Origin of the sequence: Hwanghaeella sp., assembly GCF_965227365.1 — a bacterium.
In the GTDB taxonomy this organism is placed as follows: Bacteria; Pseudomonadota; Alphaproteobacteria; order UBA8366; family Aestuariispiraceae; genus Hwanghaeella.
This window is the reverse complement of sequence record NZ_OZ245754.1, coordinates 3,186,458-3,201,749: the sequence shown is the minus strand read 5'-3', so window position 1 is coordinate 3,201,749 and position 15,292 is coordinate 3,186,458. Positions and strand designations below refer to the sequence as shown.

14 protein-coding genes are annotated in these 15,292 nt (G+C 60.0%); 5 read left to right on the top strand and 9 right to left on the bottom strand.

Features of this window, described 5'->3' with window-relative positions; translation table 11 throughout:
- Positions 1 to 149 precede the first annotated feature (149 nt).
- The 3 genes from ACQK2G_RS14680 to ACQK2G_RS14670 are packed head-to-tail and all read left to right on the top strand — an operon-like array spanning position 150 to position 2,120.
- Entirely contained in the window at positions 150 to 887 is a 738-nt protein-coding gene (locus ACQK2G_RS14680; RefSeq protein WP_425405786.1) for a DUF6134 family protein, read from the top strand.
- Between the two features lie 31 nt (positions 888 to 918).
- Entirely contained in the window at positions 919 to 1,668 is a 750-nt protein-coding gene (locus tag ACQK2G_RS14675) for an SDR family NAD(P)-dependent oxidoreductase (RefSeq protein WP_425405785.1), read from the top strand.
- Positions 1,665 to 2,120, top strand: coding sequence for a nuclear transport factor 2 family protein (locus tag ACQK2G_RS14670; RefSeq protein ID WP_425405784.1), 456 nt, complete (start codon positions 1,665 to 1,667; stop codon positions 2,118 to 2,120). Before ACQK2G_RS14675 ends, ACQK2G_RS14670 begins: the two co-directional genes overlap by 4 nt.
- A 1-nt stretch (position 2,121) precedes the next feature.
- Here ACQK2G_RS14670 and ACQK2G_RS14665 read toward each other — a convergent pair whose 3' ends face one another.
- The 8 genes from ACQK2G_RS14665 to ACQK2G_RS14630 all read right to left on the bottom strand — a co-directional run bounded on the left by ACQK2G_RS14665 (position 2,122) and on the right by ACQK2G_RS14630 (position 12,399).
- Complete coding sequence (locus ACQK2G_RS14665) at positions 2,122 to 2,724, bottom strand: DUF3833 domain-containing protein (protein ID WP_425407649.1); 603 nt, start codon at positions 2,722 to 2,724, stop codon at positions 2,122 to 2,124.
- Positions 2,721 to 4,070, bottom strand: a complete 1,350-nt coding sequence (locus ACQK2G_RS14660; RefSeq protein ID WP_425405783.1) for an MFS transporter — start codon at positions 4,068 to 4,070, stop codon at positions 2,721 to 2,723. The genes ACQK2G_RS14665 and ACQK2G_RS14660 overlap by 4 nt, the downstream gene beginning before the upstream one ends.
- Before the next feature lie 23 nt (positions 4,071 to 4,093).
- Positions 4,094 to 5,359 carry a class I SAM-dependent methyltransferase gene (locus ACQK2G_RS14655; RefSeq protein ID WP_425405782.1) on the bottom strand — a complete coding sequence of 422 codons (1,266 nt, stop codon included), beginning with the start codon at positions 5,357 to 5,359 and terminating at the stop codon, positions 4,094 to 4,096.
- 55 nt (positions 5,360 to 5,414) lie between these two features.
- On the bottom strand, positions 5,415 to 6,245 hold the full coding sequence (locus ACQK2G_RS14650) for a DUF1365 domain-containing protein (RefSeq protein ID WP_425405781.1): 831 nt from the start codon (positions 6,243 to 6,245) through the stop codon (positions 5,415 to 5,417).
- Between the two features lie 9 nt (positions 6,246 to 6,254).
- On the bottom strand, positions 6,255 to 7,595 hold the full coding sequence (locus ACQK2G_RS14645; RefSeq protein WP_425405780.1) for an NAD(P)/FAD-dependent oxidoreductase: 1,341 nt from the start codon (positions 7,593 to 7,595) through the stop codon (positions 6,255 to 6,257).
- A gap of 21 nt (positions 7,596 to 7,616) precedes the next feature.
- Positions 7,617 to 9,068, bottom strand: a complete 1,452-nt coding sequence (locus ACQK2G_RS14640; protein ID WP_425405779.1) for a cryptochrome/photolyase family protein — start codon at positions 9,066 to 9,068, stop codon at positions 7,617 to 7,619.
- A gap of 95 nt (positions 9,069 to 9,163) precedes the next feature.
- Entirely contained in the window at positions 9,164 to 9,856 is a 693-nt protein-coding gene (gene pdeM / locus ACQK2G_RS14635; protein WP_425405778.1) for a ligase-associated DNA damage response endonuclease PdeM, read from the bottom strand.
- Positions 9,857 to 9,867: 11 nt separating this feature from the next.
- Positions 9,868 to 12,399 carry a ligase-associated DNA damage response DEXH box helicase gene (locus ACQK2G_RS14630; RefSeq protein WP_425405777.1) on the bottom strand — a complete coding sequence of 844 codons (2,532 nt, stop codon included), beginning with the start codon at positions 12,397 to 12,399 and terminating at the stop codon, positions 9,868 to 9,870.
- On the opposite strand from ACQK2G_RS14630, the gene ACQK2G_RS14625 reads away from it, so the two are divergent.
- Positions 12,398 to 13,477, top strand: a complete 1,080-nt coding sequence (locus ACQK2G_RS14625; RefSeq protein ID WP_425405776.1) for a M14 family metallopeptidase — start codon at positions 12,398 to 12,400, stop codon at positions 13,475 to 13,477. The genes ACQK2G_RS14630 and ACQK2G_RS14625 overlap by 2 nt on opposite strands.
- A gap of 12 nt (positions 13,478 to 13,489) precedes the next feature.
- Here the strand turns inward: ACQK2G_RS14625 and ACQK2G_RS14620 are convergent, their stop codons facing one another.
- Complete coding sequence (locus tag ACQK2G_RS14620; protein WP_425405775.1) at positions 13,490 to 13,924, bottom strand: HIT domain-containing protein; 435 nt, start codon at positions 13,922 to 13,924, stop codon at positions 13,490 to 13,492.
- A 77-nt stretch (positions 13,925 to 14,001) separates the two neighbouring features.
- Between ACQK2G_RS14620 and ACQK2G_RS14615 the strand changes: the two genes are divergently transcribed.
- The gene (locus ACQK2G_RS14615; protein WP_425405774.1) at positions 14,002 to 15,291 is read left to right on the top strand and encodes a glycerate kinase type-2 family protein; all 1,290 of its coding nucleotides are present in this window, start codon (positions 14,002 to 14,004) and stop codon (positions 15,289 to 15,291) included.
- The last annotated feature ends 1 nt before the right edge of the window (position 15,292 follow it).

Sequence of the window (15,292 nt, the reverse complement as noted above, 5' to 3'; positions counted from 1 at the left end):
TGGCCCGACCCGTCCGCCAAGCCGGGGCGGACAGTAGCCTTTTCATGTTACGAGCCGGTTACGGCCGGGTTTCTAAAAATGTAGACGTCTGCGGCAAGAACGCGCATGGGGACCAATCCGATCCGGAATTTCGATCGTAAGAGTGAATAATGCTGAAAACTCCCGGAGCGGAAGAATTGCAAATGATATCCGTCCCCATCGTCAAGCAGGGCCTTCGCACCACTACGGTTGCCCTTTTCCTGACCTCGTTCTTCGCCGCGTCGCCGCGGGCGGAAAGCAACGTGTCGGAAAACCTTCTCGCAGCGCTGCCGCCTCAGTCCCAGGCCAGCGAGACACTGGTTTTCGATGTTCTGATGGATGGTAGGAATATCGGTCAACATACCGTGACGGTATGGAAACAGGCGGACAGCACGAAAGTCGATATCTCCATTGATCTGAAGGTCGGGTTGGGGCCGATTGTATTTTACCGCTACGAACAGCGGAACCGGTCGCTTTGGGAGAATGGCATCCTGGACTCCTTCCTGAGCAATACCAATGATGATGGGGATATCTACACGGTCGCGGGGAACAGGCGCGACGACGGCATGTCGGTTGCCGTGAATGGTGGGGCAGCGGCTTTGGTGCCCGATTGGTTCCCGACCACCTACTGGGATAAACGCACCGTCTACCAGGACCGTCTGCTCGCGACACGGGACGGCGAAGTATTGGATGTCGAGACACGGTCCGTCGGCTTCGAGACGACCGAGGTGCGGGGGCGAACGGTTCGGGCCGAAAAGTTCGAGATGCGGGGCGATCTGGATATCGACCTCTGGTACGACGAGAGCGACCGTTGGGTGAAACTCGCCTTCAGGTATCGCGGCAGCACCTTCGATTATGTCCTTCGATAAGGGCAAACGGAAATCACGGAGGTATTGACCGATGGGCCGTAGGATTTTGATCACCGGGGCGAGTTCGGGCATTGGCGCCGAATTGTCTCGGATGTTCGTGGAACGCGGCGATATCGTCATCGGCTGTGCCCGTTCCGAATCCGATCTGGATGCCTTGGCGCGGCGGATAGGCGAAGACAGTTTCCATTCGGTTAGTTTGGACGTCACCGATGCTGCGTCGGCCGAAGTCGCGGTCGGGATGGTAGAGGACAAGCACGGGCCGATCGATATGGCCGTCCTGAATGCAGGCACTTACAAACCGACCCCGGTCAATGGTTTCGATGCCGAAGACGTCCAAGCCATGATCAACGTGAATGTGCTGGGGGTCTCCAATATGCTGGCGGCGCTCATGCCGCGCATGATCGAGAGGCGAACAGGCCATCTGGCGCTGATGTCCTCCGTCGCCGGGTTCCGAGGATTGCCGATGGCGGCCGGTTATTCCGCCAGTAAGGCGGCCGTGATCGCGATGGGTGAAAGCTTGAAAGCCGAGCTGGACGGATTCGGTGTGAAATTGCAGGTCATCTGCCCCGGCTTTGTGAAGACCCCTTTGACGGAACAGAACACGTTTCCCATGCCGTACCTGATGGATGTGGAGGACGCGGCCGATAGAATCATGCGTGGATTGGAGACCGAGCGGTTCGAGATCTCTTTCCCGCGGCGGTTCGCGATGCAACTGCACCTTCTTAGAATGATGCCTGACAGCCTTTACTTCCCGTTAATCAAGAAGGCTGTTGGCCTTTGACCCTCGACGCTGACGACAAGGCCGTTACTGCGGCAGCAAGGCGTTGGGCTGAATTTTTCGAAACGCTCACTCCCCAGACCCTGAATAGTCTCGATCGGCTTTGCCGTCCGGATATCCGTTTCAAGGATCCCTTCAACGACGTATCGGGGGTCACCAAGGTAAGACGGATTTTCGAGCATATGTTCGAGACGGTCGACCGCCCCGTCTTCACCGTTACCGAGATCGCCGTAACAGGTCAGAAAGCATATCTGCGTTGGACTTTTTCCTTTCTGCCGAAAGGCCGAAAAGGCAACGACTGGACGATCACCGGTGTCAGCGAGGTTGAGTTCGATGCGGTCATGAAAGTCGTCGCCCATATCGATCATTGGGACGCCGGCGAACAATTCTATCAGCGCCTACCCGTTATTGGCTGGTTGCTGCGCGCCATTCGCTCGAAATTGAGTGTAGAATAAGCTACTCGGCGGCGCTGAGGGCGGAGGCGGCGGTATTGTCGTTTTCCGCCGTCATCTGACCGGGCTTGTGAAATGCCAGGGTAACTTCGCCAATCGTAATGCCCCATTTGCTGACGGTCGCCTTGTTGATCAGCACACCGCCGGGTTGGAGAAACATCCAGTCGTCAAAATCGACCCGCCATGTGCTGTCTCCCACCTTCAGGTCGAAAGTGTATATCCAGTTGAAGGCATTCCCACGGGCTTCGCCGCTGGCCTTGCCGACCACCCCTTCGGCCGTTCCTTCGTAGCGATGCTCATCCAGTTTCGTCAGCCTCCAGATCCGCTGCTCTGTCTCGCCGTCGCTGTACGAGAAATCCTCGACCATTGTCAGGGTTTCGCCGTCCCAGTCTCCGTCGATCTCCACGACGAATTGACGGCGTACGGTGCCGAACCTGTCCTGGAAGATTCCGGCCGCGATCGTCTGGCCGGCAAAATACTCCTCAAGGACGAGCCGTGGTTTTCCGCTTCTGAAATCCGTGACATTCATGTTCGTGCAACCCACCAAAAGGGCGATTATCGGCAGTGCTATTAGTTGTGGTACGAAACGAAGCCGGTTCAGGATCATCCGCATTTCATATCTCTCGCTGCTATCTTTTTTGATAAATCTGCATGGGTCTCGGCGCTGATCGGGTGCGACCAGATTATGGCCATGGCCGCCGTCTTCAACACGATGGGCAGGCCGGCATACAGCCATGGAAGCAACCATGCGGATCCGGGGTCGGCCGTCGAACCACTCGATCCCGTAGGTGTGGTTTCGAATCCTGCGAGGTCGAGCAGAGGAAAGGCAATGCCCACCGCCGCCGCCAGGGCGATCTTCTGGGCCATACTCCACAGGGCGAAATAGGCACCTGTGTTCCGCTCTCCGCCTTGTGCCCTGTCCAGGTCGATCACATCCGCTTGCAGCGACGGCGGCAGGGCGAGATCGGCCCCCAGCGCCAAGCCCGTTGCGACGCATATGAAAGCGAAGGCGAAGACATCACCCGGGCCCAGTGCAAGGGCGCTGGCGAACCAAAGGCAAGCCCAGGCCATCGCCACGCACCACGTCCGGTGCTTGCCGATCCGTTTCGACAGCTGCAGCCAGATCGGCAAACCTGCAACCGCGGACAGGAAATAGGTGAAAAGCAGTAAACCGGCGTGTTCCGGGGCTTTCAGAATTTCCGCGATGAACAGGAGAAACAGGGTCGCCGGCAGACCGTTCGCGATGCCGTTGAGGAACCAGGCCGCCAGCAACCTCCTGAAGGCAAGATTGCGTCCTATCGCGGACGCGATTTTGCGGGCCGTTAATTTTTGTCTGAGGCCTGATCCTGTTGGCACCGGTACGAAAGAGACCGAGAGGACTGCAGCTATTGGGAGCATCAAGAGCAGCGCTGCACCAAGGCCGGCCAGCCCATCCGAAAGCGTGTCTCCCATCGCATGCGGCAGCGTGACCGCCAGCAACGTGCCTGCAATGACCGCGCCTTCGCGCCAGGCCGTGATCGTCGTTCGATGGTGATGGTCGTCCGACAGTTCCGCTCCCCAGGCATTGTAGGGAAGAACAGCCATCGTCCAGCCGAGGTAAAGCAGGATCGTCACCACAAACAGATAGATTGATCCCGCGCCTTCCGGCGGCGCGAAGAGGAGGAAGCCGGTGATCGCGGTCAATAGGGCGCCGGCGAGGATCCACGGCTTGCGAGGTCCGAACCGGCCGCTGGTACGATCGGACAGAAAGCCGACAAGCGGATCTGTTACGGCGTCCCAGATACGGGCCGCCAAAAGAATACCGCCGACCGCAGTGAACCCCAGCCCCAGATCCACCGCATAATATGTCGGTATATGCAAATAGACAGGCAGCGTCGCCGCGGCCAAGGGAAGTCCAGGCAGCCCGTAAAGGGCAAGCCGCCATGGCGGCAGCGTGAGAGGTTTTTCAGGCATGGCGGGGAACAGGGTCGCTGCGCTCAGGCTTTGCTCATCGCAACGCGGCAGACGTCGATCACGCCCGCGCGGAAGCCCGCCTCGCAATAGGCGAGATAGTATTCCCACATCCGTTTGAACCGCATGTCGAAGGCTCGACTTCCTTCGGTGGAGGCGGCGATCTCCGGCCACGCGGCCTGAAACCGCCTGTTCCATTCCGCGAGCGTCCGGGCATAACTCAGACCGAAGGTCTCATAGGAATCGACCACCAGGCCCGCCTGACGGACCTGATCGCGCAGTTTCGATGGCGAAGGCAGCATGCCGCCCGGAAAGATATAGCGCTGAATGAAATCGGGTCGGCGCTTGTAGCTGTCGAAATGATCGTCATCTATCGTGATGATCTGAAGGGCGGCGCGCCCCGCGTCGCTCAACCGGTCCTTCACTTTGCCGAAGAAGACCGGCCAGTAATTCTCACCGACGGCCTCGAACATCTCGATCGAGGCGATACGGTCGTAATTTCCGTCCTCGTGCCGATAGTCCCGTTTGACGATATTCACTTTTTCGCCCAGGCCCTCGCGCTGAATGCGCCTGGCTGCGAAATCGTATTGTTCGTCCGAAATGGTCAGCGCGGTGACCCTTGCGCCGCGAGATTTGGCGACATGCTCGGCGAAGCCGCCCCATCCGCAGCCGATCTCCAGGACGTGATGATCGCCGGCAACCTCCAGGCGCTGGGCCAGCCTTTCATACTTGTTTTCCTGTGCGACAAGCAGGTCTTCCTTCTCGGACAGGAACTCGGCGGAGGAATAGGTCATGCTCGGATCCAGCCAGCGTTCGTAGAAGCTGTTTCCGAGATCATAGTGATAATGGATGTTTCGGCGGCTGCCGGTTTCCGTGTTGCGGTTGAACCAGTGAACGATCCGCGATGCGTTTCGGAACCACCACTGACCCTGAAGTGTCGCCTCTAAAACCGAAATGTTCGTGGCGCAGATCGTCAGAAAACCCGCAAGGTCGTCTGCGTCATAGTCGCCATCCATATAGGCTTCTGCGATGCCGATATTCCCGCCGGTGAACAGTTTGCGCGCAACGCGGTCGTTGTGAAGATGGACCGAGACGCTTTCCCTCGCTCCGTCAGACCCGACGTCTTTCCCTGTCGTTCTGACCGTCCCGTCCGGCAAGACCCAACGGATCCGACCGGTCTCGAACCGGTCGGCCAAGCCGAGCATCAGCTTGGTCGCAGCGCCTGTTCTGGGGCCTTCCGCCCCATGCGTTTCGGATTCCCGTACACCCTGCATGACATTTTCACCGTACATGCTTACCCCAATTCTCTCTCGAAACCGTGTGACGGCCAAGAGAAAATTGATTTCCTCAGCCAGTAATACGGTTACGCGGCAGGTCGGGTTTCGGATGAAATCTTGCGCCCTTTTTCCAAAGCTTCAGTGCTTCCCAGTGAATCGCTGCGATGACCTTGAAGGTCATCATCGGATGTCGGAGCAGCATTTCCATCAGGTGGGAATCCGATAGTTTGGAACGTCGTGCCGTATGCCGGGCAATCATCCGATCGTTTCCTTCGGCATCCTGGTAACGGATCAGAGTGGAAATCTTCTCTCCGGGCGGGATCAGTGTAAAAAAATAGGATCCATCGACCGGCATGAAGGGGGATACGTGGAATATTTTCCGGGCCTGTTGTGAAATAGGGTGTGTTCCGTTCTGTTCGGCCGGCAGAAGATAACCGTGCCATTCCCCGAATGTATTGCTGACCTCATGCAATACTGCCTTCAAACTACCATCCGCGTCGTAGCAATAGTATATGCTCAGGGGGTTGAACACATATCCCCATAAACGGGGAAAGGTTAGAAGGCGAACCGGACAATCCGCCAAGTCGTATCCGTTTTCGGAGAGGACGCGATTGATCCAGGGGCGCAGCGGCGAACCGTCCCGCGGGCCGTGATCCTTGTCGTGGAAGGATACGATTCCGGCCCGGTTGTAGGAAAACAGACGGCTGGATCGGGCGGTTTCCTCAAGCCGGTCTATATCCAGCAGAACGGAAAAAACCCTGTAATCCAGCTCATGCACAAAAGGGAGGAGACGCTTATGGCTCACCGTCCCGTGATAGAGCGATGATGCGGGAATACCGGGCGCCGGGGTTCGATCCCGGTTGGAGGAGGCCTGTCGACTGATGGGGAAGGATCCGTCCATGAGGGCTGCCTAGGCCGCGACGGCCGGGCGTTGCCTGGCCCCGCCATCGACGGCTTCCATTGCTTGATGCGGCCGGTGCCCCCACGGAATGTCTGCCCCTATTCGGCGGGCGACGGCGACGGCGGAGGCCAAACCGTCCTCATGGAAGCCGTAGCCGCAGTAACTGCCGCAGAACCAGACTCCGCCCGACCCTTGAATCGCGGGAAGTTTCTTTTGTGCCGCGACCGCGCCGGCGTCGAACATCGGATGGTCGTAGACGAATTGGTCGACGATCTTCTCGGCCGGGATCGTCTCAATCGGGTTGAGGGTAACAAAGACAGGGTGTGCAGCGTTCAAATGCTGCAACCGGTTCATCCAGTAGGTTACCGCCACCTGCCGGTGTCCATCGCTCTTGCTGTCGGCGAGGTAGTTCCAACTGGACCAGGCGAGGCGGCGCTTCGGCATTTGTGCCCGGTCCATATGCAGGACCGCTTCGTTCTTCTGGTATCGGAAGCTGCCCAGGATTTCCCCTTCAAGATCGTTCTTATCTTCAAGCAATCGAAAGGCTTCGTCGCCGTGACAGGCCAGCACTGCCTGATCGTATAGCTGTTCAATGCCGTCGTCGTCCCGGACAGCCACACCGCCGGATACACGCCGAACCGACCGCGCCGGCCGTCCGATATGCACGTCGTCGGACAGCTGGTTACGGATGCGCTTCACATACTCCCGGCTGCCGCCATCGACCGTCCACCACTGGGGGCGCTCCTTCAACTCCAGCAGACCATGATTGACGAAGAAACGGATGAAGGAATTGACCGGGAAGTCCCGCATGCTCTCGGTGGAACAGGACCAGATCGCCGCCCCCATCGGCAGAAGATGGTCGCGTGCGAAGGCGTCACCGTAGCCGCCGAAATCGAGATAATCGCCCAGGCTGATTCGATCCGCGTTCGGGTGGTCCAGCAATTCCGGCGCGTGCCGGTAGAATCGCAGCAGATCACGCAGCATGCGATGGAAGCGGGGCGAGAAAAGGTTTCGGGGCTGGGCGAAAAGTGTCGCGAGACTGCTGCCGCCGTATTCGATACGGCCTTTGTCGATCGACACCGCAAAGGACATGTCCGTCTTCTTCACCGGCACGCTCAAATGATCGAACAGGCCGAGAAGGTTGGGATATGTCCGCTCGTTGAAGACGATGAAGCCGGTATCCACCGGCATCTTCGTCTCACCCTGTCTGGTCCGTATCGGCACATCCACCGTGTTGGAATGGCCGCCGGCATATGAGTTGCGCTCGTAGACCGTGACCTGATGATCCTTGTTCAACAGGTAGGCCGCGCCCAATCCGGCGATCCCGGAACCGATAATAGCGATACGCATGGGTCAGGCTGCTCCGATCTATTAATTGGTCTCTTGCTTCAACTTGGTCTCTTCGAAGGCGGCAAGGGCGCGCTTCCGAGCGTCGGCATGGTCGACAATGGGTTTCGGGTATGTCTTGCCGAGTGCGACGCCGGCTTCGGCGAGAACCTTGTCCGACGCTTCCCAAGGTTTGTTCAGGTATTTGTCCGGCAGGGCGCCCAGTTCGGGGACCCAGCGGCGGATGTAGTCGCCTTTCGGATCGAATTTCTCACCCTGGGCCACCGGATTGAAAATCCGGAAATAGGGCGCGGCATCCGCCCCACAGCCTGCCGTCCATTGCCAGCCGCCGACATTGTTCGCGAGGTCCGCGTCAACCAGGGTGTCTCTGAACCACGCTTCGCCCTGGCGCCAGTCGATCAACAGATGTTTCACCAGAAAGGAAGCGACAACCATTCGCACCCGATTGTGCATGATGCCGGTGCGCCACAATTCACGCATTCCAGCATCGACCAGCGGGTATCCTGTCCGTCCCCGGGTCCAGCCTTCCAATGCCGTCTCGTCGTCGCGCCAGGGAAACGAATCGAAATTGTCCCGGAAATTCTCGGTTACCGTATGTGGGTTATAGAAAAGCAGGTGGCGGTTGAAATCGCGCCAGCCCAATTCCCGCAGAAAGGACCAGCCCGCGGCGTCGCGCACGTCACCGGCTTCCATCGCCGACCGGGTCGCGTGCCATACCTGCCGTGGGCTGACTTCCCCGAAATGCAGGGGCGCGGACATCAATGAGGTCGCGCCGCGCGCCGGGAAATCACGACCATCCTTGTAGTCGTTCACCGGGCCGGACAGAAACTCGGCCATCCGTGCCGCCGCGCCGTCCGCGCCGGGTGTCCAGGTTGCTTCGAATTCAGCGGCCCAGTTTGGTTTTGTTGGCAAAAGCCCCCAATCCTCCAACCGATCCGTCGTGACGTGTCCAGTGTGAAAATAGATCCGGTCCGGTATGGGAAGGGGAGAGGGAGGGTCGCCCTGGTCCTGAACCGCGCGCCAGAAGGGCGAAAAGACCGAGAAGGGCTTGCCCGCCTTGGTTTCCACCTGCCAGGGCTCGCGGATCATGTCGGATGCAAAACTGTCGGCCTCGATACCAAGATCGGTCAGATCGCTTTTCAACTGCTTGTCGCGTTGGATCGACCAGGGTTCGTACAACCGGTTCCAAACGATGCGGTCGGCCCCCGTTTCGGAAACGACGTCCGGTATGATTTTTCCGGCCTTGCCGCGGCGGAGGATCAAACGGCCGCCGCGCTGCTTCAGCGCTTCGGTTAAGGCGGCCAAGCTGTGGTGCAGCCACCATCGACTGGCCGCGCCGGTAGCCTGCGTCCCGGCATCTTCATCATCCAAGATGAATAGGCAGATTACCGATCCCTCCTGCGCCGCATCGGACAGCGCCGGATTGTCCCGCAAACGCAGGTCACGCCTGAACCAGTGAATTGTCGTCTTGCTCATCGGGCGCCGGGACCTGTCGAAACACATAGCGGGAAGGACACTGTAAACATTTACGCGTGCGGCCTCCCCTTGGATTACCCCTTCGCGGAATAATGTTATCTGTCGCCGGTCCGTATCTGTGCGGCTGATTTCGGGAAGCGGTGAACACCCGACCGCCCCAACAGCCAGATGTCGTATCCCCGTGGGAAATGTCGGTCTATCGCGGGGTCGCGGACATTCAATCCGCCGGTAAAGGCCCCGAACGAGGGCAGGATCATGCGCTGGCCGTCACTAACGAAACACCGCGCGGAGATCGCACGCATACGTGTCCTGACCGTTGCTTTCGGATGAAAATGGCCGGAAATTTCACCCGCCACCGGCCTGTTTGTCGCTTCATGCCGGAAATGTAGCGGTCCTTCGGTGAGATCCTCCACGATCATGCCGCCCAGATCCGCCGGTGGCTCAGGATCATGATTGCCGGATACCCAAACCCAGTCGATACAGTTTGTAACAGCGACAAGAGCCGCCCGGTCCTGTTCCGGTAGGCGGTCGCCCGCCTCCATATCGTGGAAGCTGTCACCGAGGGAGATCACCCGTGTCGCCTTCGTTCGTCGCAGGACATCGGCAAGACGCTTCACGGTCGTCCGTGTATCGTAAGGCGGCAGCAATTGCCCGCGGGCGGCAAAGGCACTGCCTTTCTCGAAATGCAGGTCGGCGACGATAAGGGTGTGCCGATCGCGCCAATACAACGCGCCGGACACGTCCGGGAACAATTCCGCGCCGTTCAATCTTATCGAAGTCTGTTTCACCGTATGACCCATCAGGACAGCGGCAGCTCACCATGCAGGATGCCGCCCATCGCCTCCTCGATCAGGTCTTCGGATGCTTCTATCAGCAAGTCGTCCATGCCGCTGCCGTAGACGGATTCCTTGCCGATCTCCAGCAGGATCGGCACTGCGAGGGGGGAGACGCGGTCCAATCGGCGATGGACGATCTTGCCTTGGGCCTTGTGCAACATTTCCGCCAATCGCCCGACATCCGTCAGCCCCGACGCCGCGTCCATCCGCGTCGCGCGCAGCAGGATGTGGTCAGGCTCGTGTTCTCGCAGCACATCGTAGATCAGATCGGCTGAGAAGGTGACTTGGCGCCCGGTCTTCTCCTGCCCCGGCAGGCGCCGTTCAATCAGCCCCGCGATGATGGCGGCATTGCGGAAGGTCCGCTTCATCAGCGAGCTTTCGTCCATCCAGGCTTCCAGGTCGTCGCCCATCATATCCTCGTCGAACAGCGCCGAGACATCCTTGACCGGTTTCACGCTCCAGACCGCAATGACGTAGTCGCTGGCGACGAATCCGAGTGGTCCGTACCCCGCACGTTCCATCCGCCGCGTCAGCAGCATACCGAGCGTCTGATGCGCGTTCCGGCCTGCGAAGCAATAGGCGACCAGATAGTTCTTATTGCGGCGGGGAAAGCTCTCGACCAGCATTTGATCGGGACCCGGCATGACGGACCGCCATTGCTGCAGGCGGAGCCATTCGGAGACCTGATCGGGAAGCCGGTCCCAATGCGACGGGTCTGCCAGCATTTCGCGGACCCGGTCCGACAGATACGTGGTAAAGGGCAGGCGCCCGCCCATGTAAGCAGGGACTTTCGGGGCATCCCCCTTTGCTTCCGAGACCAGGGCCGTGGTCTCGCGGAAACCGTCGAAACGCAGCAATCGGCCGCCGAAGACGAAAGTGTCTCCCGGTTCCAAGCCGTTGATGAAGTATTCCTCGACCTCGCCCAGCACAGGCCCCCGCCGAAGCCGCACCTTCACCGTGGGTTCCTGGATAATGGTCCCGATGTTCATCCGATGGCGCTGTATGACCTTGGGGCCGGCGACCTCGTAGTCGCCGTTTGCCTTGCGGAACAGCCGCTTGAACTTGTCATAGGCACGAAGTGCGTAACCGCCATCCTCGACATAGCGCAGCACATCGTCGAAGTCCTTGCGGTTGAGGCCGGCATAGGGGCCGGCGCTGGTTACCTCCCGGAACAGGTCGTCGGCCGTGAACGGTGCCGAGCAAGCGAGGCCCAGGATATGCTGTGCGAGCACATCCAACGTGCCGGGGCGTGGCGGGTCGCCGTCCAGCCGCATCTGGTCGACGCCTTCGATGGCGGCCATGCACTCCAGTACCTCGAACCGGTTGCCGGGGGCCAGGATCGCCCGACTTGGCGTGTCCAGGCGATGGCCCGCCCGGCCGATCCGTTGCAGCAGCCGGCTGACCCCCTTCGGTGCGCCCATCTGGATGACCAGATCGACCGCCGCCCAATCGATGCCGAGGTCCAGTGAGGACGTGGCCACGACCCCGCGCAAGGCGCCGCGAGACATCGCAGCCTCCACTTTCCGGCGTTGCTCCACCGCCAAGCTGCCGTGATGCAGGGCGATTGGAAGATTGTCCTCGTTCAGCTTCCAGATGGTCTGGAACAGAACCTCGGCTTGCGCCCGTGTATTCACGAAGACGATCGTGACGCCGGACTTTTTGATCTCCTGGTATACTCTCTCCGCCGCGTGCAGTGCGTAATGCCCCGACCAGGGCAGATCCATGCCTTCCATGATGGAGACTTCCGCGCGAACGCCGCCGCCGCCGCGGATGATGCCCACTGCTCCAGGGTTCCCACCTGGTGCCAGCCAGGCACGCAAGGCATCTTCATGCGCCACCGTGGCGGACAGGCCGACACGCCGGCACTTCGGCGCAATCCGGGCCAGGCGCGCCATGCAAAGGGACAATTGATCACCGCGTTTGGTGCCGGCCAGCGCATGGGCCTCATCGATCACCACGCGCTTCAGCCCGGCAAAAAGGGTCCAGGCTTCCTCATAGGAAATCATGAGGGCGAGAGATTCCGGCGTCGTCAGCAGGATGTGCGGTGGGTTTTCCTTTTGACGGGCGCGTTTGGCCTGCGGTGTATCCCCGGTTCGCGTCTCGACCCGAATCGGAAGCCCCATCTCGCTGATCGGAACTTCCAGATTGCGGTGTATGTCGACCGCAAGCGCTTTCAACGGAGAGATGTAAAGTGTGTGCAAGCCATCCGGTGCTTCCTTGGACAATTCGACCATGGATGCCAGGAAGCCAGATAGCGTCTTGCCGCCGCCTGTCGGCGCAATGACCAGCGAGTCCGAGCCTTCGGCGGCCGATTTGAGCATTTCCAACTGATGCGGATGCGGCACCCACCCGCGTGCCGCGAACCAATCCTGAAACGCAGGCGGCAAAGGACCGTTCGCTTTTTCCGGGCTTGTTTCGGGCAGGTTCATGTGATTCCAGTGCTGATACCGATCTATAGGCTCGCCCATCGGGGCGATGGGGAGTTCATTAAACATGTCCGTTACAGAATATTTCTCAAGCGACTATGCGGAAGCCCGCAAGAAGTTCATCGATGCGGCACGGGAAGCCGGGGCGACGCACGAACGCTTCGTTAATCCGGAGAAGGGCCCGAACGGTGAGGAACTCAGCACTGATATCGCCTGGCTCGGACCGCGCGACGCCGACAATGTTCTTGTCACGATGTCGGCCACGCATGGCGCAGAAGGGTTTTGCGGTTCGGGTGTCCAGGTCGGTTGGTTCAAGTCTGGCCGCGCGGCGCGATTGCCGGCCAATATGGCACTGTTGCAGATCCACGCTATCAACCCTTTCGGCTTCGCCTGGATCCGTCGAACCAATGAAGACAATGTCGATTTGAACCGTAACTTCGTCGACTTCAACCACCCGCTGCCCGTCAATGACGGCTATGTGAAGTACCAGGATATCATCTGCCCGAAGGAATGGTCGGACGAGATCGCGGCGAAGACCAGCGCGGAGATCGATCGATTGATCGAGGAACTGCCGCCCCTGGTGATGCAGGGCGCTGTTTCCTCGGGCCAATATGTGGATCCGAATGGCGTCTTCTATGGCGGCACGAGGCCGACCTGGTCGCGGAAGACGCTGGGGACGATCATCGAGACCCATCTGACATCCCGAAAACGGGTCGGCATCATCGATTATCACACAGGGCTGGGCCCGCGTGGCTATGGCGAGCGGATCGGTGACGGCGGGCCGGGAAACCCCGCCTGGGACCGGGCACAGGATTGGTGGGGTGACCTCACGTCCTCGGATGATGGTTCGTCGACTTCCGCACCACTGCATGGCACGAATCTTAATGGCATGGTGGCGCTGATGCCTGGGGTCGAGGTCACCTCGATTGCCCTGGAATACGGCACGCGGCCATTGCACGACGTGCTGCTCGCGGTCCGGTCCGATGCCTGGCTGCATGCCTATGGCGACCTGAACTCTGACCAGGGGCGCGCCATCAAGGCTTTCGTTCGGGACGCCTTTTATCAGGACGCGGACGATTGGAAGCAGATGATCTGGTCCCGCGGTATCGACACTCAGGAAATCGCACTAGCTAGGTTGGCGGATTAAAGGCTGGCGCCGTCAGAGCTTGCCGGCCTGCATGGCCTCGATGGCGGCTCGGAACCGAGCCGCCGTCTCGCTGAAGGCCGCTTCGCCATAGGGTTCGGCTTCACCGACACCCCAGACCGGTCCCGCCCAGGCAGGGTCGTTTTCGAATCGCGCGATGACATGGACATGAAGCTGCGGGACCATATTGCCCAAGGCGGCGACATTCATCTTGAAGGCATCGACCTCGCGCTCCAGCGCGGCGGAACATCCGGCGATTTCCTCCATCAATTGAAAGCGGTCGGTGGCGTCCAACCCATGGATTTCACGCACGTCAGGTCGGCGTGGAACCAGGATCAGCCAGGGATAGCGGCAATCGTTCATCAGCAGAACCTGGCACAGGGGTAAATCCAGGACTTGCTTTGTGTCGGCTTCCAGTTTCGGATGCAGGTCGAAATTCGATTGGGGCACGCTGTCCTCCCAGGCCGGTTCTCGTTTCAGCAGGATCAGGCCGGATCGCGACCCCCTCTGTCAAATGGATGGTGGAAATGGCGCAAGCACGTGAATTGCTGATGAAAATGTTCGAAGCGGCGGTGCGCGCCGCCGACCCGCTGCTGTGCGTTCCACCGTGCCTGCCGGAGCCGCCGAAAGACGGCCGGACTATTGTTATCGGCGCGGGAAAGGCCTCCGCGGTCATGGCCCAGGCCGTCGAAGCGCATTGGGCGGCGCACCATCCGGACGTAGACCTGGAAGGTGTGGTTGTCACGCGATACGGCTATGCCGCACCGTGTTCCAAAATCAGGATTCTGGAAGCCTCCCATCCCGTTCCCGACGAAAAGGGCATCGCGGCGGCGCAGGAAATTCTGGATACCGTGACAGGGCTTTCGGATAAGGATCTCGTCATTTGCCTGATTTCCGGTGGCGGGTCCGCGCTTCTTACCGTGCCGGCAGGGGACATGACGCTTGCCGACAAGCAGGCCGTCAACAAGGCGTTGCTGGCATCGGGCGCGACGATTGATGAAATGAACTGCATCCGGAAGCACCTTTCCCAAATCAAGGGCGGTCGATTGGCGGCCGCCTGTGCGCCGGCCAAGGTGGTCAGCATCCTGATTTCCGACGTGCCGGGAGACGACCCACAAGTGATCGCGTCCGGCCCGACCGTGCCGGATGCAACGACTTTCGCCGATGCCCTGCGGCTGGTGCGGCATTACGATATGAAATTGCCTGCCGCGGCCATGGCGATCCTGGATGAAGGGGCGACGGAAACCCCGAAGCCGGGAGATCCGATATTCGAGAACACGGAAATCCGGATGGCGGCCGCGCCGCGTCTGTCTCTCAACGCTGCAGCGGAGGTTGCGCGCCAGGCCGGTGTGACGCCGTTGATCCTGGGGGACAGTCTTGAAGGGGAAAGCCGGGAAGTCGGCACGGTCCTGGCCGGTATCGCCCGGTCGGTTCAATCCCATGCCACGCCGGTCGCGCCGCCTGCCGTCTTGCTGTCGGGCGGGGAGACCACGGTCACCCTGCGGGGCGACGGCCGCGGCGGGCCGAATGCCGAATGCGTGCTGGGCATGGCGCTGGCCCTGGACGGACAAACAGGCATATCGGCACTGTGCTGCGACACGGACGGAATTGACGGGTCGGAGGACAATGCGGGAGCGATCATCGACCCGGGGACGTTAGCCCGCGCCAAGGACCAGGGCAGGGATGCTGCCGCCTATCTGCGCAACAATGACGCTTATGGTTTCTTTCAGGCGATCGATGGTTTGGTGGTGACGGGGCCGACTAAGACCAATGTGAACGATTTTCGCGCCATCCTGATCGAACCGATCAAGGGATGAT

Coding starts and splice junctions, on each gene's coding strand:
- ACQK2G_RS14680 (WP_425405786.1), top strand. CDS start 150: ATGCTGAAAACTCCCGGAGCGGAAGAATTGCAAATGATATCCGTCCCC.
- ACQK2G_RS14675 (WP_425405785.1), top strand. CDS start 919: ATGGGCCGTAGGATTTTGATCACCGGGGCGAGTTCGGGCATTGGCGCC.
- ACQK2G_RS14665 (WP_425407649.1), bottom strand. CDS start 2,724: ATGATCCTGAACCGGCTTCGTTTCGTACCACAACTAATAGCACTGCCG.
- ACQK2G_RS14660 (WP_425405783.1), bottom strand. CDS start 4,070: ATGCCTGAAAAACCTCTCACGCTGCCGCCATGGCGGCTTGCCCTTTAC.
- ACQK2G_RS14655 (WP_425405782.1), bottom strand. CDS start 5,359: ATGTACGGTGAAAATGTCATGCAGGGTGTACGGGAATCCGAAACGCAT.
- ACQK2G_RS14650 (WP_425405781.1), bottom strand. CDS start 6,245: ATGGACGGATCCTTCCCCATCAGTCGACAGGCCTCCTCCAACCGGGAT.
- ACQK2G_RS14645 (WP_425405780.1), bottom strand. CDS start 7,595: ATGCGTATCGCTATTATCGGTTCCGGGATCGCCGGATTGGGCGCGGCC.
- ACQK2G_RS14640 (WP_425405779.1), bottom strand. CDS start 9,068: ATGAGCAAGACGACAATTCACTGGTTCAGGCGTGACCTGCGTTTGCGG.
- ACQK2G_RS14625 (WP_425405776.1), top strand. CDS start 12,398: ATGTCCGTTACAGAATATTTCTCAAGCGACTATGCGGAAGCCCGCAAG.
- ACQK2G_RS14630 (WP_425405777.1), bottom strand. CDS start 12,399: ATGTTTAATGAACTCCCCATCGCCCCGATGGGCGAGCCTATAGATCGG.
- ACQK2G_RS14615 (WP_425405774.1), top strand. CDS start 14,002: ATGGCGCAAGCACGTGAATTGCTGATGAAAATGTTCGAAGCGGCGGTG.